Origin of the sequence: Dongia sp. (genome assembly GCF_041910485.1) — a bacterium.
Classification (GTDB): domain Bacteria; phylum Pseudomonadota; class Alphaproteobacteria; order Dongiales; family Dongiaceae; genus Dongia.
Window position 1 is genome coordinate 1 of sequence record NZ_JAYRQR010000012.1, and the last position, 19,758, is coordinate 19,758.

Consider the following 19,758-nt stretch of genomic DNA (forward strand, 5'->3'; position numbering starts at 1 on the left):
GCCGCCGACCAAGCCTGCCCCTCTCAACCAGGGGCGGATGCTTTCGGCCTGCGTCCATCGCTGGACTTGCGCCGAGGGACAACCGAGCGGCTCCGGATGGGGAGCCAGGGTGATATGTGTGCACAGCTCTATTAGTACAACATTCCTAGTTCTTTGTCAAGAACATTATGAGAACAACTAAGCCCGCTTCGCGCACCCCCACCCCGCCGACGCATGTCGGCCTTCGCCGACGGGGCCCTCCCCCTGAAGGGAGAGGGAATCAGAACCAGTTTGCTGTGACGTCGGTACGAACTCGGTGAAGTCCCCTCTCCCTTCAGGGGGAGGGTCAGGGTGGGGGTGTCGGCGCAAGCCGAGTGGGGCGCGAAGCGGCGCTAATCGGTCAGGCGTTCGATCCAGGCGCGATGCTGGGGGAATTCGTGGAGCAGCTTGGAGCGCTCGCCGAGGTCGAAGTCGGCGAAGTCGAAACCGGGTGCCACGGTGCAGCCGGCGAGGGTGAAGGCGCTGCCCTTGGCGGGCAGGGCGCCGAACCAGAAGCCCGCCGGAACCACATGCTGCGGCACCTGGCCCCGGGCGAAGTCGCGGCCCAAGGTCGTTTCGATGAGCTGCCCGCCGGGCGAGAGGGCGATGATGGTGAGCGCATCGCCTTCGTAGAAATGCCAGACCTCGTCGGACTTGATCCGGTGCAGCTTCGACCGCTCGCCAGCGCGCAGCAGGTAATAGATCGCGGTGCTGTGCGCGCGGTCGCCGTGAAAGCGCGCCGGCAGGCCGGCATTGGGGATGGCCTCCGTCGCCCGGTAGGTCTCGCGGTAGAAGCCGCCCTCCGGGTGCGGCTGCAATTGCAGCGCGGTGACGAGGTCGTCAGTCGCGGCGTGCATAGCGGGCGACAGCTTGCTTGAGGAGATCATGCGGCACGGCATGCGCCGTGTGGCCTTTGTAGCCGGTCATGGTCTCGGCGGCGCAGAGCGCGTTCCAGATCGCCTCTTCGGTCGCCTCCGCCGCGGCCTGGAAAAGAGCGGTGCATTCTTCCATGCCCAGCATGCGCACATCGGCCATCTTCGATTTCAAGGCGACACGATTGCCGGTCGAGAAGGCGAGGAAGATATCGCCCGATCCGTTGGAGCCGATGCCGCCGACCCAGGCGAGGCCCGTCGTGGCGCGGCGCGCCAGGCGCTGGCATTGAATGGGGAGGAGCGGCGCATCGGTCGCCAGGATGACGATGATCGAGCCCTGCTCGGTCTTGCGTTCCTCATGCGCGGACGGGACCGCCTTGGTGTCGATCTCAAGGCCCACAGGTGCATGGCCGCAGCGCAGGAGCGAACGCCGGCCGTAATTCGACTGCACCAGGGCGCCAACCGTCCAACCGCCATCCTCGGCCGACAATCGGCGCGAGGCGGTGCCGGTGCCGCCCTTGAATTCATGCGTGATCATGCCGGTGCCGCCACCGACATTGCCTTCGGCGACCGGCCCAGCCTTGGCGGCATCCAACGCCTCGACCGCCATGTCGAGCGTCACGGGGAAGGTCTCGGCATCGGAAAGCCAACCGTCCCAGGTCTCGGCCGCGACCGGCAAATGCCAGGCCTGGTCGATGCCTTTGCGCGCCGCATGGACGCAGATCGCATCGCGCGCGATGCCGACCGCATGGGTATTGGTGATGGTGATGGGGGCCGCCAGCAGCCCCTGTTCATTGAGCCAATGGCTGCCCGTCATTTCGCCATTGCCGTTGAAGGAATGAAGGCCCGCGAACATGAAATCGGTATAGATGTCATCGGCCGGCCAGACGGCCGTGACGCCTGAGCGCACGACATGCGGTTCATCGCGGATGAGGGTCGAGTAGCCGACGCGCAGTCCGGCCACATCGGTGATGGCATTCAGTGGACCGGGCTGCATCTGCCCCAATGTGATGCCGAGATCCCTAAGCCGCGCCTTCGCCATGATCATTCCCCTGATGTTTGAGCGGGGAGATTAGAGAACCTTCCTGATCGGCTCAACACGAAAGCACCGTCAGAAGATATGCTGTTTGACCTGTTTATCAGCAGAAAGTAGCATTGCTTCAAGAGGCATTCGCGAGTGTTAAACGATGGCGTTTTTTGATCGCATGACGAACAAATCATTCCGTCGCAGCGATAGCGGCCAGGTCATCTATTTGCCGCTACTAAAGTTGGGTCCTGCCCGATTATTGCGCGCGGATACCGATGAAGCCGCAATGCGGCGGATTGTCAGGAACTTCTACCGTTACGCGGTGCTGATCGTTTGCCCAATCATCGTGCTGATAAATTTCTATCTGCACTTGGATGGCGACTTCGACTTGCAAGACGGGTTTCTAGTTATCGCGGCGAGTACCGCCTCACTAGTTCCGTCCATCTTGCTTGTCGCCTATCTCGGCAGGGGATTCGATGCCCTAGATATGAGATCTGTTAAGCTGAATGCACTAGAGGTCGGCGACGGACCGACCTTGGGGGCGGCGCTTGCCCTATCTGCCTTCACAGTTTGGATCGGCGTGCTAGCGCTCTTAGCCCTCTATGGCTCGTTTTCAGACTATTTCTAAGACCTCTCCGGGCGATGCGCTCAAGCCATCTCGGGCAGTTTCATCCAGGCTGGGACCGAAGCTGTAATACGCGTGCCGTCGTTCTCTATGCCCTTTGAAAGAATGGCATCGAGATATTCCAGGCGCAGAAGGGCGAGGCCGTGATCGCCGTCGACCGCGCGGATATCGCCCACTTCCTTGCCATCGAGAAGAAGGTCGGTGCCGACGGCAAGCGGCGCACCGTCAAAGCGAATGGGCAGCAGACGCTTGCGCACGAGGCCGCGATATTTGGTGCGGGCGGTGAGTTCCTGGCCCATGTAGCAGCCCTTCTGCCAATCGACACCGTTGAGCTCATCGAAACCGCATTCCAGAGGAATGGCCTTGTCGGGCTGCAGATCGGTGCTGCCTTCGGGTAGGCCCAGCGCATAGCGGTGCGCTTTGAAGGTGCCGGCCGGCGCTGCGGCGAAGCCGAGGCCTTGCAGCGTTTCGGCGAATGTCGCGCGCGGCAGGAAGGCGCGGGCGCCGAGATCCGGCAAGCGCGGATCGGTGAAGACGATGCCGCCGCCGAGCGGCTTTGTGTCGCCGGCCTTGGCGTCGAGGCCGAGACGCTGCAGCGTGTCGCCGCCAAAGAGCGTCACGACGACGTAATCTGAATCGAGATCCTCGAGTGTCACTTGCGAGCGCAGCTTGAACATCTTGAGGCGCTTCAACAGCTCGCCACGACGCGCGGCTTCGGCGTCGACGAGAATGCGCTCGCCCTCGGCCGCCAGCAGCAGGTCGTAGGCGAACTTCCCCTGCGGCGAGAGCAGGGCCGCGAAGATCGCCTGTGTCGCTCCGATGCGCTTGGTGTCGTTGCTGACGAGACCCTGCAGGAATTCGACGCGGTCGGGACCGCTGACGGCGATCACGCTGCGATCCGGGTTGAGTTCGAAAAAAGCCTTATCTATCATGTGGCTATGCGGTGCCTTGGAGTTTCTGTACTAATACTTGGAAGAGCCGGCCGAAAAGGCAAGGGGGATCGAGCGATGGGGGCATGGCGTTGGCGATAAAACGCATCGGCATTTTGACCAGCGGCGGCGATTGCGCCGGGCTCAATGCGGTCATTCGCGCCGTTTATGCCCATGCCAATGGTCATTTCGGCTGGGAAGTGATCGGCATCCACAATGGCACGGCCGGGTTGCTGGCACGCCCCGTGGACGCACGGAAACTCGACGATGCCGTGCTCAGCTCCGACATGCTGCGCCAGGGCGGCACGATTCTGGGGACCACCAACAAGGGCGATCCCTTCGCCTTTCCGATCGATGACGGCAAGCGCATCGACCGCTCGAACGAGGTCATCGACGGCGTGCGGCAATTGGGGCTCGATGCCCTGATCGGCATCGGCGGCGACGGATCGATCGCGATCCTGCGCCGCCTCGCCATCCAGGGCGGGCTCAATTTCGTCGCCATTCCGAAGACCATCGACAACGATCTCGGCGCCACGGAAACCTCGATCGGCTTCGAGACGGCGGTACAGACCGCGACATCGGCACTCGATCATCTGCAGCCGACGGCGGCGAGCCACAGCCGCGTCATGGTGCTGGAGGTGATGGGGCGCGATGCCGGGCACATCGCCTTGTCGGCAGGCATCGCCGGTGGTGCCGACGTAATTTTGATCCCCGAGATTCCTTATCAGTTTGCAGCGATCGAAAAGAAGCTGGCGGCCCTGCGCCAGAGCGGGCGCAATTTCGCGCTGGTGGTCGTGGCGGAAGCCGTGAAGACCGAGAGTGGCGAGGCGATCACCTCGGTTCATGGCGGCGGTGCCGGGGCCATGCAGACCTATGGCGGCATCGGGCATTATATCGGCGCGGAGCTGGCCAAGCGGAGCGGTGCGGAAACGCGCGTCACGGTGCTGGGCCATGTCCAGCGCGGCGGGACGCCGGAGCCCAAGGACAGGCTGCTCGGTTCGGCTTTCGGCGTGCACGCCGTCGATCTCATCGCGGCGGGCAAGTTCGATCGCATGGTGGCTTGGAATTCGCGGCAAGTGATCGACGTGCCGATCCAGACGGCGATCCAGGGGGCCGCGACCGTCGATCCGCACGGGGCGATGGTGAAGACCGCGCGGGGGCTGGGGATCAGCTTTGGCGATTAGGCTCAACGCGGAGGATTTCTGGGAGTTCAGCCTGGCGCTTTATTGCCGCGAGGCGGTGGCGCAGGCCTGCCTGTCGCTGCAGGACCGGCGCGGTGCCGACGTCAATCTGATCCTTGCCATCTGCTGGCTGGCGCGGAGCGGCTATGGCGTTGGCGATGCGGCGCTGCAGAATGCGCTCGATGCCGTGGCACCCTGGTCCGACACGATCCTGAAACCGCTGCGCGCCGTGCGCCGGCAGCTGGGCGCGTTTCCGGACGTGGCCGCGGCCGACCGGCAATCGATCAAGCACGGGCTGCTGTCGGTCGAACTGGAGGCGGAGAAGGTGGCCCAGCAGAAGATCGTTGCGGCCCTGGCCGAACATCTGCAGCCCCTCAGCGCCGACGCACCGCGCCAGCTGGCCGGGGCGGGCCTCGATCTCTATCTGGGGCGCCTGATCGCGGAAATGGGCGAACAGGATCGCAGCGACCGCGACGCTATTCTCGCGGCGCTCTAGCGGGCATCAATTCAGCAGGGAAGATGCGTTGGCCGAGGCGATTGTGGCGCCGGATTCCTTCTGCATGCTCTCACGCACCTTTTCCTCGATACGGATGCGGATCTTCTCCTCGATCTCGGCACGCGTCTCGGCATCGAGGTTCTTCAGATCCTCTTCGGTCAAGCCCATCTCGGAGAGGATCATCGCGCGCATCTTTTCAGCGGGCGTCTTGCGGGCGAATTCCAGGAACGTCTCGCGCGGGTCTTCAGTGGTTTCGAGATCCTCTGCCGACAGGCTCTTGGCTTCCGCGCCGCTTTCCGCGGGTGCCGTCGTAGAGGTGGCGCCGCCGAGCTGCGCGTCGATGAGGACGGCGGGAATGACCCCTTTGCTGGAGCGGCCGCTGACCGTCGTCGTGTCACTCGGCACATTGCCAGTCGAGGCCGTCTGATTGAGGAGGTCGGCAAAGGCGGTGCTGGCACTCGCCTCGGCAGCTTTTTGCTGGGCATCTTTTTCCGCGTTCAGGGCCGACTTGGCAGCACTGGCGAATGAATTCAACAAGGTAATGGACATGATCCGGCCACGTTCCTGGTAAAAACAAGTCCCTCATCCATGACGAAGCAAGTTTTGTGCCGAATCTTATCGCGCGTTAACGAATTCGGCTTCTAGGTGTGAAGTCGGCTCGCTATTGTACGGAGGATTAACGAGGGGCAGATGATCAACCAAGAAGCTATGGCAAAGGAGACCGAGCGGCAGCGTTTCACGGCGCTGGCCGGTCTCTATGCCAGCATCTTCACCTTCGGCATCTCGTTCGGCGGCTTGGTGCCGTGGATGGCGCTCCATATGGACGCCCAAGGCCTGGATGGGTTGCTGATCGGCCTCATCTCCGCCGCCCATCCCATCGGCGTCATGCTGATGGCGCCGTTCACGCAGAAGATCATCCGCCGCTTTGGCAGCGGCAATGCGATGATCTTTTGCAGCGTCGTCGGCGTCGCCACCATGTTCCCGCTGGGGCTCACCGATTCACCTTGGATCTGGCTCGCCTTGCGCTTCATCAGCGGTCTGTCCGGCAGCGTGCCCTGGGTGGTGACCGAGACCTGGATCAACACCGCCACATCGCCGAAGACGCGCGGCCGCGCCGTGGCCTTCTATGCGGCCATCATGGCCGCCGGCTTTGCCGCCGGTCCGGAAGTCCTCAAATGGTCCAACCATCTCGGTGTGTCGGCCTTGCCCTGGCTCATCGGCCTCAGCGTCGTTTCGCTCATCATCATCCTGCCGCTGCGGCGCCTCGCACCCGCTCTGGACGATAGCGGCGGCGCCCATGTGCTGGGCGTCTTCCTCACCGTGCCGGCCTTGCTGTCGGCAGCCATCGTTTCCGGCGCCATCGATGCCTCCTTCTTCAGTTTCCTTGCCATCTGGGGGCAGCGCGTCGGCTTCGACGAATCCTTCGCGCTCACACTGCTCAGCGTCTTCATCGCCGGCAATATGCTGCTGCAATTCCCGGTGGGGTGGCTTGCAGACCGCATCGGCCCGCGCCCGGTGATGCTCATCTGCGGCACGGTCTGCGTCATCGGCCCGGTGCTGGCCTTGAGCGGGCTGACCGCCTACCCGTTCTGGCTCGGTGTCGTCGCCTTCATCTGGGGCGGCTGTGTCTGGGGCGCCTATTCGGTGGCGCTGGTCGCGATGGGGCGCCGCTATTCCGGCGGGGAACTCGCGGTCGTCAATGCCGCCTTCGTCATGGCCTATACGTTCGCCAACGTCTCTGCGCCGCCGGCTTCGGGACTTGCCATGGACATCATCGGCCCGCATGGGCTGATGATCGTGGCGCTCGCCGTGGCGGCGAGTTTCACGCTGCTGGTCCTGGCGCGGAAGCGGGAATTCTAGGTACGCCGTTTCTTGACGTTCTTGTCCCAGCGCGTCACATGGTCGAGATGCAGGCCGAAGAGGTCGAGCACGCGGCCGAGACTCTGATCCACCATTTCCTCAATCGATTGCGGTTGCGCATACATGGCGGGAACGGGCGGTGCGATGATGCCGCCCATTTCGGTGACGCTTGCCATGTTGCGGATATGGCCGAGATGGAGCGGCGTTTCGCGCAGCATGAGGACGAGGCGGCGGCGTTCCTTGAGGACGACGTCGGCGGCGCGCGAGATGAGCGTCGGCGTGACGCCGCTCGCGATCTCGGCCAGCGACTTCGCCGAGCACGGCGCCACGATCATGCCGAGTGTCAGAAACGACCCGGAGGAAATGGGAGCCGCGAGATCGTCATTGCTGTGGCAATGATCGGCGAGCGCCTTCACCGCCGCGAGCTTGCGGTCGGTCTCATAAGCAAGGGTCAACTCGGCCGTTCGCGACATCACCAGATGGGTCTCGATCATCGACCCCTTGAGCAGCTCAAGGAGCCTGATCCCATATAGGACTCCCGACGCTCCCGAGATGCCGACAATCAGGCGCGAGGGCGGGTGCGAAGGGACGGCGGGCGGCTTGATAGACATGGATTTTGTTCATTCCGGCGCCGCTGACGCAGGGTCGGCGCGTTTGGGTCAGGGATGCTTAATCAACGGGGAGATTTTACCGTGACATCTTGAAGCGCCAAGCCCTCTCTCTCATTTACTTAAGGACCGGAAAGGCGCAGCATTCAACTTCTGACGCGGCTTTCAAACGATCGAAGGAGGCAGAAAACCAGCAAAGCGCCAATGCTCGCAACGGCAATTTGATCCGATCACAGATAACAGATGGGAGAATGGGTATGGCAATGACTGCGCATGTGGACTCGCTGAAGTCAAAGCACGCCGATTTGGACGCAAAGATCGCCGACGAAGAACGGCGTCCCCACCCTGACGAAGCTACCATCCACGCGCTGAAAAAGCTGAAACTGCGCATCAAGGACGAACTGGCGGAGCTCGAAAAGACGCACTGACCGTCGCGAAATTCCGGGCCTGACAGAAGGCCCTCTCTCTGAAACAGACCGCCGTCGATGGCCCCGGGCAAAAGCCCGGCGCGCCGTCCGGCGGTCTTTTACTTGGGGAACGGCCGGATTGGGACCGGCGCCTGCCCCGGTTTCAGTCTTGACCTTGCCTCCATCCCCTGGGTAAGGTCCCCTCTATGAGCAACCTGACGCAAATTCTGGCGCTTACGCTTCGACTTACCGCCCCGGCGTGCTGAATCGCGCCGGCCGCGGGGCTGTTTGGCCCCACTCCGCCAGAAATTTGTACCGCATTTCGATACCGTCAGGGATTGCCGATGATCCGCAAAATCGTCATAAGCAGCAGCATGTTAGGGCGTTTGGTCCAGCCGTTCGGCCGGGTTTCGCTTAGCCGCCGCCGTCGGCGCTGACAGCGACGTCCCCGGGGCCGGTTCGGCCCGGGATACCGGCGGCGGCTTAAGAGTCGCTTCGCACCCACGCCCTTTTTGATGAAATTCCGCACGAGGAAAGTGCCATGCGTATCGACCCCAGTTCCAAGTACAAGCCGTTCCAGCCGATCAATTTGCCCGACCGACAATGGCCGGGAAAAACCATCACCAAGGCGCCGATCTGGTGCTCCGTCGACTTGCGCGACGGCAACCAGGCGCTGGTCGAACCGATGGGGCCGGAGCGCAAGCTCCGCATGTTCCGGACGCTCGTGAAGATGGGCTACAAGGAGATCGAGGTCGGCTTCCCGTCGGCCAGCCAGACCGATTTCGATTTCTGCCGTGAGCTCATCGAGGGCGGGCATATCCCGGATGACGTCACCATCCAGGTCCTGACCCAGGCGCGCGACCATCTCATCACCCGCACCTATGAGGCGCTGGCGGGCGCCCGCCGCGCCATCGTCCACGTCTACAACTCGACCTCGACCCTGCAGCGGCGCGTCGTGTTCAACCAGGACATGAAGGGCATCAAGGAAATCGCCGTGCACGGCGCCACCCTGGTGCGCGACCTCGCCAAGCAGCAGAAAGGCAATACCGAGTTCGTCTTCCAATACAGCCCGGAAAGCTTCACCGGCACCGAGATCGATTATGCGATCGAGGTGTGCGAGGCGGTGATGGATGTGTGGCAGTCGACCAAGGCGAAGCCCTGCATCATCAATCTGCCGGCCACCGTCGAAATGTCGACGCCCAACATCTATGCCGACCAGATCGAATATTTCTGCCGCAAGATGAAGAACCGAGAAGCGGCCATCATCTCGCTGCATCCGCATAATGATCGCGGCACCGGGGTCGCCGCGGCTGAACTCGGCATCCTCGCCGGTGCCGACCGCATCGAGGGAACGCTGTTCGGCAATGGCGAGCGTACCGGCAATGTCGATCTGGTGACCTTGGGCCTCAACATGTTCACACAGGGGCTCGATCCGCAGGTCGATTTCTCCGACATCAACGAGCTGGTGCGGACGGCCGAGTATTGCAACCAGCTGCCCGTCCATCCGCGCCATCCTTACGCGGGCGATCTCGTCTTCACGGCTTTCTCGGGTTCGCACCAGGATGCGATCAAGAAGGGCTTCGCGGCGATGAAGCAATCGAACAGCGGCGAATGGGCGGTGCCCTATCTGCCGATCGATCCGCAGGATGTGGGCCGCTCCTATGAAGCGGTCATCCGCATCAACAGCCAGTCGGGCAAGGGTGGCGTCGCCTATGTGCTGGAGACCGATTACGGCCTCTCGCTGCCACGGCGCCTGCAGGTCGAATTCAGCCAGGCCGTGCAGGACATTGCCGACAAGACCGGCAAGGAGATTACCGCCACCCAGATCTGGCAATCGTTCAACGACGAGTATCTGTCGCTCGACCAGCCTTATGCCTTCGTCGGCCACCAGACCTTGGCCGACAGCCATGCCAGCGAATTGCGCAACCTGACGGCCAGCATCCGCGACAAGGGCAAGGAGATCACCATCACCGGCCGCGGCAATGGGCCGATCGACGCCTTCATGGATGCGATGAAGAAGCATTCCGGCATCGACCTCAAGGTAGTCGACTACCGCGAACATTCGGTCGGCGCCGGGAGCGACGCCAATGCGGTGAGCTATGTCGAGATGGCGATGCCCGATGGCCGCCCGGTCTTCGGCGTGGGCAAGGATTCCAACATCGTGACCGCGTCGTTGAAAGCGATTATCAGTGCCACCAACCGTGTCGCCAACGGCAAGGTCGGCGCTGCGGCCAATTGACGGCGCTGTCATTTATGCGTTCCCGAAGAAAATGGGGACCGTTCTCGCCGAGAACGGTCCCTTTTTCTAAAGCCACCGGCACCGACCTAAGTCGGACCTCGAAATCCTTGCCTCGGTCAAGGTTATGACGATACTGCGACTGCGAGAAGAGTCGCCGTCATGGCGACCGGGTTTCGGGAGGGGCAGCGCGCATGTCGCAGAAGTTCGACGCCATTTATCGTCATTCGATCGAGCATCCGGAGGAGTTCTGGGCCCACGCCGCGCAGGAGTTGCACTGGTTCAAGCATTGGGAAGATGTCATCGACGGCAGCAACCCGCCCGCCGCCCGCTGGTTCGCCGGGGCCGAGTGCAACACCGCCTTTAACTGCCTCGACCGCCATATCGAGGCCGGGTTCGGCGGGCAAGCGGCCATCATCTATGACAGCCCCGTTACCGGGACCAAGCGCCATATTTCCTATGCCGAACTCCTGGACGAGGTGGCGCGCTTTGCCGGCGCCTTGGCCGCACTTGGCGTACGGCGCGGCGACCGCGTCATCGTCTACATGCCGATGGTGCCGGAGGCCGTCGTCGCCATGCTGGGCTGCGCCCGCATCGGTGCCATCCACTCCGTCGTCTTCGGCGGGTTCGCCGCGAAGGAACTGGCGACGCGGATCGACGATTGCCAGCCCAAGATCATCGTCGGCGCCTCGTGCGGCATCGAGGTCAACCGTGTCGTCGCCTACAAGCCGCTCATTGACGAGGCGATCAACCTTTCCAAGCACAAGCCGCAGCATTGCATCATCCTGCAGCGCGAGAAGGCGCTGGCCGAGATGCAGCCCGGGCGCGATCATGATTGGAAGCAGATCGCGGCGGGAGCGAAGCCTCACGATTGCGTGCCGGTCGAAGCGACGGATCCGCTTTATATTCTCTATACATCCGGCACGACCGGCGCGCCCAAGGGCGTCGTGCGCGACAATGGCGGCCATGCCGTGGCGCTCAACTGGTCGATGCGCAACATCTACAACATGGAACGCGGCGAGGTCTTCTGGGCCGCGTCCGACGTGGGCTGGGTGGTGGGGCATTCCTATATCGTCTATGCGCCGCTCCTCTATGGATGCACGACCGTGCTCTATGAAGGCAAGCCGGTCGGTACGCCGGATGCCGGGGCCTTCTGGCGCGTGATCGAGGAGCACAAGGTGCGGACCCTCTTCACCGCGCCGACCGCGCTCCGCGCCATCAAACGCGACGACCCCAATGGCGAGCTGATCAAGAAATACGACATCAGCTCGATGCGCGCCTTGTTCCTGGCCGGCGAGCGGTCGGACCCGCCGACCCTGGAATGGGCCGAGGAAAAGCTGGGCGTCCCGGTGATCGATCACTGGTGGCAGACCGAGACCGGCTGGGCCATCGCCGCCAATTGCCTGGGTATCGAACAATTGCCGGTGAAGCATGGCTCGCCGACGCGCGCGGCACCCGGCTGGGATGTGCGCGTGCTGGGCGATGACGGACATCCGGCGAAGCCGGGCGAGATCGGCAACATCGTCTGCAAGCTGCCGCTGCCGCCATCGGCCTTTCCCACTTTGTGGAACGCGCATGAGCGCTACCGGCGCAGCTATTTCGACCACTTCCCCGGCTATTACGAGACCTCGGATGCCGGCTATATCGACGATGACGGCTATGTCTACATCATGGCCCGCACCGACGATATCATCAACGTGGCGGGGCACCGCCTCTCCACCGGCGGCATGGAGGAAGTGCTGGCAAGCCACCCGGATGTCGCCGAGTGTGCCGTGATCGGCGTCGAGGACGAACTCAAAGGGCAATTGCCGCTGGGCTTCCTGGTGCTGAAGGCCGGCGTTGCCAAGGCGCCGGAAAAGGTCGTCGCCGAAAGCGTGCAACTGGTGCGCGACAAGATCGGTCCGGTCGCGGCCTTCAAGACGGCGACGGTGGTCAACCGCCTGCCCAAGACGCGCTCGGGCAAGATCCTGCGCGGCACGATGCAGAAGATCGCCGACGGCAAGCCCTTCAACATGCCGGCGACGATCGACGATCCGGCAATCCTCGGTGAGATCGAACTGGCGCTGAAGGGCGTCGGCTACGCCAACAAACAGGGGTGACCGCAAAGGTTTAGTAAAGAGATAGATTTTTCTCTTTACAGTACGCACTTTGTTCCACCAAAATTGCAATGGCGGCCTGATCGGGCCGCCATTGCAATTTTGGGGGAACGATGAGGGGACTGATGCGGGGTCGCACGATCACGGTTTGGCTGGCCGCGGGCCTCATGATGACGGCTTGTGCGCAAACCCATGTCGAACCGGCCCCCGTGGCGATGACCGTTGCCGCCCAGGGCGAAGACCTTGCCCCCATTCAGTTGGACCGGGTCCAATTCAATTTGGAGCGCGGGCAGGCCATCGGCACTTACCGCGACAACAATTTCAAACTGTGTGGCCAAAGCATGGTGCCAGAGCCAATCCATTGGGCGGCCGGCAAGATCACTGTCCAAGATGAAGAGATGACGGACAGCTTCTACCGTGTACTCAAAGACGCCAATTACAATGTCGTCGGGGATCCGGATGCACTGTTCGGCAATTACGGCGACGCACAGCGCGCACCCGAATACCTGGTCGGAGGGCGTGTCGACACTGTGACGCTCGATGTGTGTGACGAGGTCACGTGGGGCGGCCAGTGGAAGGGCACGCAAAGCGGACTGGGGCGCATCGACGTCACGTGGCAGGTCTATTCGACGTTGGAGCAGCGTGTCGTTCTGGAAACGCGGACGAGCGGGTCGGCCGAACTCCCAGAGGGAGTCCCTGATGGCGAAGTGGCTCTGATTATCAAAGCCTTCACCGGCGCCGCGCGCAATCTTGCCGGGGATAGGCGTTTTCACGATCTTCTGGTGCGTCGGGAGAAGGCGCCGGTGGCGGCTGAGGTGCCGTTGGGCGGGTGGGGTGGCGTGGCCGAGCAGCCGGCGCTGGCCATTGCTCGCAGTGCCGCCTTCGAGACACCGATCGGGAGCAATATGAGCCGCATCCAGGCATCGGTCGTCACCCTCTTCAGCGGCACCGGGCAAGGGTCGGGCTTCTTCGTCGCACCGGATCTTATTCTGACCAACCATCACGTCGCCCTCAACGCCAAGCGGGTGAAGGTGGTTCTCATCAACGGCGTCACCGCCTATGCCACCACCTTGCGCAGCGATCCCGCGCGCGATGTGGCGCTGCTGCGCGTCGAGGGCGGTGCCTATACACCGTTGCCGCTGCGCCTAGGCTCCGTGGCATTGACCGAGGAGGTCTATGCCGTCGGCTCGCCGCTCGATCCCAGCCTGGCCGGAACGGTGACGCGCGGGATCGTCAGCCAGATCCAGCGCGATGAGCATGGCTTGCCGCTCATCCAGGCCGACGCGACGATCCAGCCGGGCAATAGTGGTGGTCCGCTGCTCGACGCCCGGGGCAACGTGGTCGGTATTTCGCAATCCGGCCTCACCGATGACGGTTCGCATCTGGTCGGAATCAATTTCTTCGTCCCGATTGCCGACGCGCTGGACCGTCTCGGCATCAAGTTGGACTAGCGCGACGGTCGACCGCCGGGTTGAAATCCGGCCCGGCCAAAGTATCGCTAATAAAAAGTTAAGCTGGTCGGCCTAATGTCCCTGTGACAAACGGCAGGTCCCAGATGTTTCGAGCCATCGCCAAAAATTGGATGTTAGGATTTGTCTGGTCTGTCGTGGCCAGCACGTCTTATGCGCAGACCGCCAGTCCGGCCGAGCGATATGGCTGTACCCGGCCACTGAGGGTGGCGACAGTCGAACTCGGTCCCATGTCGCATTTTGGGCAGGGCGTGGATGCAGATGTCCTGAAAGAGCTGGCACGCCGCTCAGGTTGCAGCTTCGAGATTGCCGAGGTGCCGCGCATCGACATCTGGCCGGGGATCGAAGATGGCCGGATCGATCTCGCGACCAGCCAGATCTCAACGCCGCAACGCGCGAAGCTCGCGCATTTCGTAACCTATTTCGGCTTTAAGAACATGATGGTGGTGCCCGCCGCAAAGGGCGCCTCTCCCGCGGACTTCCCGACCTTCGTTGCCAGAAAATCTGCCAAGCTTGGCCTTGTCCGCGGCTATCGCTACGGCAATTTCTATGACTATCATCTCAAGTCGCTGTTGGGAGATGCACGGGTCATCGAGTTCGCCACCCACCAGGATCTCTATGCCGCTCTCGAGCAGGGGCGCGTGCAGGCCATTCTGGCGGCGTCGATGACCTACTATTACTTTCTGAAGTCGACGCAGCGCGAGAAGTTCAAGCTGGTTGACGCATCGCCCGCACCGCCGACGCCCAGCGGGGTTGCCTTGTCGCGACGGACCTTCTCAGGTGCGCAAGCCGACAATTGGTTGCGCCTCATCGAAGAGATGCGCATCGATGGCACGATGCATCGCCTGGCGGCGGGCCATATCGCCGCCGAAGCCTTGCCGCAACTAGCCGAGTACTGAGAGAAGATGGACGCAAACCATATCTCCTTGCCACGAGGTATCGTCAAATGCCGGCGCTAGAAAAGCGATCCAAGTCGGGCTTGGAACTGCCCCTGCACATCCTGGCGACCTTGGGTGTCACACTCTTGCTGGTCCTGGTCGTTGCGATCTTTGCCTGGCAAACCTACCGTGGCGCGCAGGACATTCTGCTGCAAACGACCACCGAAACTACGCGCTATATTCGCGATACGCTCAGCGAAAAGGTTCAGCGTATTCTATCGCCGGCGCGAAACCAGATCACCCTGCTGGCACATAGCGGCTTTTCCAGTGCGAGCACGCTCGCCGAGCGGCTGCAACAATTGCCGCTGGTGATGGATGCCTTGAACCAGAACCCGATCACGGATGCGCTCTATATCGGCTATCCGAATGGCGAGTTCATCCTGTTCCGGCCGTTGCGCGACGATCGCGTACGCAAGGCCGTCGAGGCGCCGGCCAAGGCGGTACTGCTGGTGCAATCGATCAGCCAGGATGTGGTCGGAACGATGATCGGCGAGTATCGCTACTATGATGCGGATGGAAAACTACTGGATGCCCGCTTCATGCCGAGATACCGGTTCGATCCGCGGACGCGACCCTGGTTCCAGATGGCCACCGCCCAGAACAACGCTGTTCTGACGGAACCCTACATCTTCTTCACGACCCAATCGGTCGGCGCGACATTGGCCAGTCGCTCGGCCGATGGTGCCGTGATTGTGGCTCTCGATCTGACACTTGAATCGATTGCTGCCGAACTGCGCAGCATTCGTATCACGCCTTCGTCTGAATTGGCCCTGATCGGCGGGAGTGGGCAGGTCGTCGCCTATCGCGACAGTGCCCGCATGACGGCGGCACGGCCGGATGGATCCTTGCGGCTGGTCAGCCTGGAGGAACTCAACGTTCCTGTCCTTGCGCAGGCGGCACAGCTTAACGAAGCAGGCGCGCGCAATACGGCTGTCGTTGAAGGCAGGCAGTGGCAGCTGTCGCGGACGAGCATCACTATCGAAGGCAAGAATACGGTAAGCATGCTCGTGGCAATTCCCGAGGACGAATTGTTCGCCGGCGCCAGGCAGATTGTTGAAAGCCAGGTGACGATAGCGTTTCTCATTCTGTTGGTGGCCTTGCCTTTCGGTTGGTTCGGTTCAAGGTTGCTGGCGAAGCCTCTGACCCGGCTGGCGCGGGAAACCGCTGCGATCGCGGCGTTCGACTTTGAGAAGGATGTGAAGGTCAAGACGCCGATCACGGAAGTGGGCGATCTCGGCCGCTCATTGCACCGGATGAAGGTGACCTTGCGCAAGTTCATGGATATTGGGCATGCGCTAAGCGCGGAGCGAGACTTGCGTCCGCTTCTGGACCTGGTGTTGCGTGAAACAATAGACCTTGTTGAGAGCGACGGGGGTGCCATCTATCTGCTGGATGAATCGGGCGGGTATCTGCAGCCTGAGATCGTGCGCTGGCATCACACGCGTGTCGGCGAGCACATCGCCGGTTCACTGAATCTGTCGGCGGTTGATATCAAGGGTGAAATCGGCGCCTTCGTCAGGGAAGGGCGCATTGGCCTGATTGAGCGGCGGCTTGAGTATAGCGAGCTCGATCAACTGGGGCTGCGCGAGATGGTCGAGGCCGAAGACGCCTATCGCATTGCGCTGTTGATCGTGCCTCTGTTCAATCGCAAGCAAGAGCCGATCGGTGCGCAAATCCTGGTGAGGACGCGGAACCAGGCTGATGGTGCCTGGTCACCGAGCACGCGCTTGATCGAACTGATGCGTGCCGTCAGCAGTTCCGCCGGCATCGCCATTGAGAACAAGCAATTGCTGCAGGCGCAGAAGGACCTGATGGACGCGCTGATCAAGCTCATCGCCGGTGCGATCGATGCGAAGTCAAGTTATACGGGCGGCCATTGCGCGCGCGTCCCGGCATTGACCAAGATGCTGGCCGAAGCGGCTTGTGCCCAGACCAGCGGTCCTTTCGCGGACTTCTCCCTCAATGCCGAGGAATGGGAGGCCGTCGAGATCGGGTCATGGCTGCATGATTGCGGCAAGGTGACGACCCCGGAATATGTCGTCGACAAGGCGACCAAGCTGGAGACGATTTACGACTGCATTCATGAGATCCGGATGCGTTTCGAAATACTGAAGCGGGATGCCGAGATTGATTTTTGGCAGCAGCTCTTGGCCGGCGGGGACGAGGCGTCGCTGCGCCGTGAATTGGAGACCCGCCACCGGGAACTTGATGAGGAATTCGCCTTCGTCGCCTCGTGCAATGAAGGTGGCGAATTCATGGACCCTGCGAAGATCGCGCGGATCAAGCAGATCGGCACGCGGCGCTGGCGGCGCACACTCAGCAATCGGCTGGGTCTTTCCTATGAAGAGAAGAAGCGGATGGATCGGACGCCGGAACCGCCCCTTCCGATCGACGAACCGCTGCTTGCCGATCGTGACGATCACATCATGCCGCTGGAGAAGCGCGACATCATCGCGCCGGACAATCCGTGGGGCTTCCAGCTGAAGCTGCCGCGCTACAAGATGAATCTGGGCGAGATCTACAATCTCAGCATCGGTCGCGGGACGCTCACCGAAGAAGAACGATATCGTATCAACGATCACATCTCGCAGACGATCATCATGCTGGAAAGCCTGCCGTTTCCGAAGCATCTCAAGGCCGTGCCGGAAATTGCCGGTGGCCATCATGAAAAGATGGATGGTACCGGTTATCCGAAGCACTTGAAGCGGGCCGATATGTCGCCGGTTGCGCGCATGATGGCGATTGCCGATGTGTTCGAGGCGCTGACGGCGGCCGACCGGCCCTACAAGAAGGCTAAGAAGCTGTCCGAAGCGATCAAGATCATGGCCTTCATGAAGAAGGACAATCACTTGGATCCGGATCTCTTGGACCTGTTCCTGCAAAGCGGGGTCTGGCGGCAATATGCCGAAGCGTTCCTGCAGCCCGATCAGATCGACGAGCCGGATATCGACTTCGTCCTCAAGATGAGGCCCGCCGCCTGACTAGAAGGGGCTGAAAACAAAAACGCCGGCGATGATCGCCGGCGTCTTGCACTTCAAGTTCAATCAGCGAGGTGAACCCTTGCCGGTGCGCTGCGGCCTCTGGCCGCCGCCACGCTTTTCGCGTTGCGCCCGTTCGGGTTGCTCGGCGCGGCCCCGATAGTCGATGCGGCGCTGCTCGCCATCCGGTCGGACCGGATCGCGGTGGCGCGGTGCCGCACCATGACGGGCCGCCGCCATGCGGCGCTCGGCCTCAAAGCGGCTTTCGCCTTCTTCCATGCGCTGAGGCCGGTCGTTCCGCTGCGGGCGATCGCTTCGCTGCGGGTGATCGTTGCGCTGGGGCCGTTCACTACGCTGAGCGTCGCTGCGCTGCGGGCGATCCTCACGCAGCGGTCGTTCGCCACGCTGGTGTTGTTCGCTGCGCTGCGGGCGGTCGTTCTGGGCCGGGCGTTCCGCCCGATGCGGCCGCGATTCCTGGCCGGCATGGTCGGGCTTGCGGTTATGGTTGCGCTCGTGGCGCGATTCACCGCGCTTGGGGCTGCTGCGGCGGCCACGATCCTCGCCGGTCCGATGCTCGCGCCGCGACTGGTCCAGCTCGCGCGTCTCGCGGATCCGCTGCGCCTTGGCGAGCGTGATCTGCTCGCCTGAGTCCGTATCCGCACCGACGGCCAGCGGATGGTCGTCGACCACGGGCAATTTCATGCGCACGATCTTTTCGATATCACGCAGCAGGCTGCGTTCTTCGCCGTCGCACAGGCTGATGGCGATGCCGGCGGCGCCCGCCCGGCCGGTACGGCCGATGCGGTGGACGTAGCTCTCGGGTTCCAGCGGCAGGTCGAAATTGACGACATGGCTGATATTGTCGATGTCGATACCGCGCGCGGCGATGTCGGTCGCCACCAGCACCTTTACCGAGCCATTGCGGAAGGAGTTGAGCGCGATCTGACGGGCGCTCTGGCCTTTGTTGCCGTGAATGGCGGCGCTGCTGTGGCCGTCACGCTCGAGGTTCTCGGCCACGCGGTCGGCACCGCGCTTGGTGCGCGTGAAGACGATGGTACGGGTAACGTCGGGTGCGCTCAGAAGCTCGGCGAGGAGCTTCCGCTTGTTGGCACGGGGCACCATGTAGATGATCTGATCGATACGTTCGGCCGTGGTCGATTGCGGCACGACCTCGACTCGCTTTGGCTTCGTCAACAGACTGTGGGCGAGATCCGTCACGTCCGCCGGCATCGTGGCGGAAAAGAGTAACGTCTGACGGCGGGCGGGCAGGGCGGCGACGATCTTGCGGATGTCGCGGATGAAGCCCATGTCGAGCATGCGGTCGGCTTCGTCGAGCACGAAGAACTCGACCGAGCTCAGGGTGACATGACCCTGGTTCATGAGGTCGAGCAAACGGCCCGGTGTCGCCACCAGCAAGTCGATGCCACGGCGCATGGTGTTGATCTGCGGAACCTGGCCGACGCCACCGAAGATCACCGTCGAGCGCAGCGGCAGATGACGGCCATAGGTCTTGATGCTGTCGTTGATCTGCACCGCGAGTTCGCGGGTCGGCGTCAGGATGAGGGCGCGCATCGATTTGGGCTGCGGCTGCTTGCGGTGCGCCATCAGGCGCTGCAACATCGGCAGGGTGAAGGCCGCGGTCTTGCCGGTGCCGGTCTGGGCGAGGCCCAGCAAATCATGGCCTTCGAGCAGCGCCGGGATCGATTGCGCCTGGATGGGGGTGGGCTTAGTGTAACCGCTCTCGGTCACGGCCTGCATCAACGGTTCGACCAGATTGAGCGAGGCGAAGTCGGCCAGCACATCGTTGGTGCCGGCGGTCGGGGTATGCGTATTCAATGCCTGAAATCCTTTTCGGCAGTTGGTGTCATGCCGCAAGGAGAGACGACCGGCGCAACCCGAGGGCGCGCTGGCGAATAGCCGGCGGGCGAACCCAAGGCGCGCCGCTTGAGACTCTATGACGTGGAAAATGTATCCCGGGACGGACGCCGACATGTGGGCCGGTTGGACCGGCCAGTCAG

General features: G+C 62.4%; 16 protein-coding genes. 10 read left to right on the forward strand and 6 right to left on the reverse strand.

What is annotated here, in order from left to right; translation table 11 throughout:
• Positions 1–371: 371 nt before the first annotated feature.
• Positions 372–875: a cupin domain-containing protein gene (locus ACE3PP_RS02870; RefSeq protein WP_374377746.1), complete on the reverse strand. Its 504-nt coding sequence runs from the start codon at positions 873–875 to the stop codon at positions 372–374.
• Complete coding sequence (locus ACE3PP_RS02875) at positions 859–1,932, reverse strand: P1 family peptidase (protein WP_374377748.1); 1,074 nt, start codon at positions 1,930–1,932, stop codon at positions 859–861. Before ACE3PP_RS02875 ends, ACE3PP_RS02870 begins: the two co-directional genes overlap by 17 nt.
• A 145-nt stretch (positions 1,933–2,077) precedes the next feature.
• Here ACE3PP_RS02875 and ACE3PP_RS02880 point away from each other — a divergent pair, with 145 nt between their 5' ends.
• Positions 2,078–2,545 carry a hypothetical protein gene (locus ACE3PP_RS02880; protein ID WP_374377750.1) on the forward strand — a complete coding sequence of 156 codons (468 nt, stop codon included), beginning with the start codon at positions 2,078–2,080 and terminating at the stop codon, positions 2,543–2,545.
• A 20-nt stretch (positions 2,546–2,565) separates the two neighbouring features.
• On the opposite strand, the gene ACE3PP_RS02885 is transcribed toward ACE3PP_RS02880, so the two are convergent.
• A complete protein-coding gene (locus tag ACE3PP_RS02885) occupies positions 2,566–3,474 on the reverse strand; it encodes a folate-binding protein YgfZ (protein WP_374377752.1) in 909 nt (302 codons plus the stop codon).
• An 83-nt stretch (positions 3,475–3,557) separates the two neighbouring features.
• Between ACE3PP_RS02885 and ACE3PP_RS02890 the strand changes: the two genes are divergently transcribed.
• Positions 3,558–4,655 carry an ATP-dependent 6-phosphofructokinase gene (locus ACE3PP_RS02890; protein ID WP_374377754.1) on the forward strand — a complete coding sequence of 366 codons (1,098 nt, stop codon included), beginning with the start codon at positions 3,558–3,560 and terminating at the stop codon, positions 4,653–4,655.
• Positions 4,645–5,148, forward strand: coding sequence for a TIGR02444 family protein (locus ACE3PP_RS02895; protein ID WP_374377756.1), 504 nt, complete (start codon positions 4,645–4,647; stop codon positions 5,146–5,148). The genes ACE3PP_RS02890 and ACE3PP_RS02895 overlap by 11 nt, the downstream gene beginning before the upstream one ends.
• A gap of 6 nt (positions 5,149–5,154) precedes the next feature.
• Here the strand turns inward: ACE3PP_RS02895 and ACE3PP_RS02900 are convergent, their stop codons facing one another.
• Complete coding sequence (locus tag ACE3PP_RS02900) at positions 5,155–5,697, reverse strand: hypothetical protein (RefSeq protein WP_374377758.1); 543 nt, start codon at positions 5,695–5,697, stop codon at positions 5,155–5,157.
• A 141-nt stretch (positions 5,698–5,838) separates the two neighbouring features.
• Here ACE3PP_RS02900 and ACE3PP_RS02905 point away from each other — a divergent pair, with 141 nt between their 5' ends.
• Complete coding sequence (locus tag ACE3PP_RS02905) at positions 5,839–7,008, forward strand: MFS transporter (protein WP_374377760.1); 1,170 nt, start codon at positions 5,839–5,841, stop codon at positions 7,006–7,008.
• Here ACE3PP_RS02905 and ACE3PP_RS02910 read toward each other — a convergent pair.
• Positions 7,005–7,619 carry a UbiX family flavin prenyltransferase gene (locus tag ACE3PP_RS02910; RefSeq protein WP_374377762.1) on the reverse strand — a complete coding sequence of 205 codons (615 nt, stop codon included), beginning with the start codon at positions 7,617–7,619 and terminating at the stop codon, positions 7,005–7,007. The genes ACE3PP_RS02905 and ACE3PP_RS02910 overlap by 4 nt on opposite strands.
• A gap of 254 nt (positions 7,620–7,873) precedes the next feature.
• Here ACE3PP_RS02910 and ACE3PP_RS02915 point away from each other — a divergent pair, with 254 nt between their 5' ends.
• The 6 genes from ACE3PP_RS02915 to ACE3PP_RS02940 all read left to right on the forward strand — a co-directional run bounded on the left by ACE3PP_RS02915 (position 7,874) and on the right by ACE3PP_RS02940 (position 17,743).
• Positions 7,874–8,044, forward strand: coding sequence for a YdcH family protein (locus ACE3PP_RS02915; protein ID WP_374377764.1), 171 nt, complete (start codon positions 7,874–7,876; stop codon positions 8,042–8,044).
• A gap of 520 nt (positions 8,045–8,564) precedes the next feature.
• Positions 8,565–10,262, forward strand: coding sequence for a 2-isopropylmalate synthase (leuA, locus tag ACE3PP_RS02920; protein WP_374377766.1), 1,698 nt, complete (start codon positions 8,565–8,567; stop codon positions 10,260–10,262).
• 191 nt (positions 10,263–10,453) lie between these two features.
• Positions 10,454–12,358 carry a propionyl-CoA synthetase gene (locus ACE3PP_RS02925; RefSeq protein ID WP_374377768.1) on the forward strand — a complete coding sequence of 635 codons (1,905 nt, stop codon included), beginning with the start codon at positions 10,454–10,456 and terminating at the stop codon, positions 12,356–12,358.
• A 122-nt stretch (positions 12,359–12,480) separates the two neighbouring features.
• Positions 12,481–13,806: a S1C family serine protease gene (locus ACE3PP_RS02930; RefSeq protein ID WP_374377770.1), complete on the forward strand. Its 1,326-nt coding sequence runs from the start codon at positions 12,481–12,483 to the stop codon at positions 13,804–13,806.
• Between the two features lie 224 nt (positions 13,807–14,030).
• Complete coding sequence (locus ACE3PP_RS02935; RefSeq protein WP_374377772.1) at positions 14,031–14,723, forward strand: substrate-binding periplasmic protein; 693 nt, start codon at positions 14,031–14,033, stop codon at positions 14,721–14,723.
• A gap of 47 nt (positions 14,724–14,770) precedes the next feature.
• On the forward strand, positions 14,771–17,743 hold the full coding sequence (locus tag ACE3PP_RS02940; RefSeq protein WP_374377774.1) for an HD domain-containing phosphohydrolase: 2,973 nt from the start codon (positions 14,771–14,773) through the stop codon (positions 17,741–17,743).
• Between the two features lie 63 nt (positions 17,744–17,806).
• Here ACE3PP_RS02940 and ACE3PP_RS02945 read toward each other — a convergent pair whose 3' ends face one another.
• The gene (locus tag ACE3PP_RS02945) at positions 17,807–19,576 is read right to left on the reverse strand and encodes a DEAD/DEAH box helicase (protein WP_374377776.1); all 1,770 of its coding nucleotides are present in this window, start codon (positions 19,574–19,576) and stop codon (positions 17,807–17,809) included.
• Positions 19,577–19,758 lie beyond the last annotated feature (182 nt).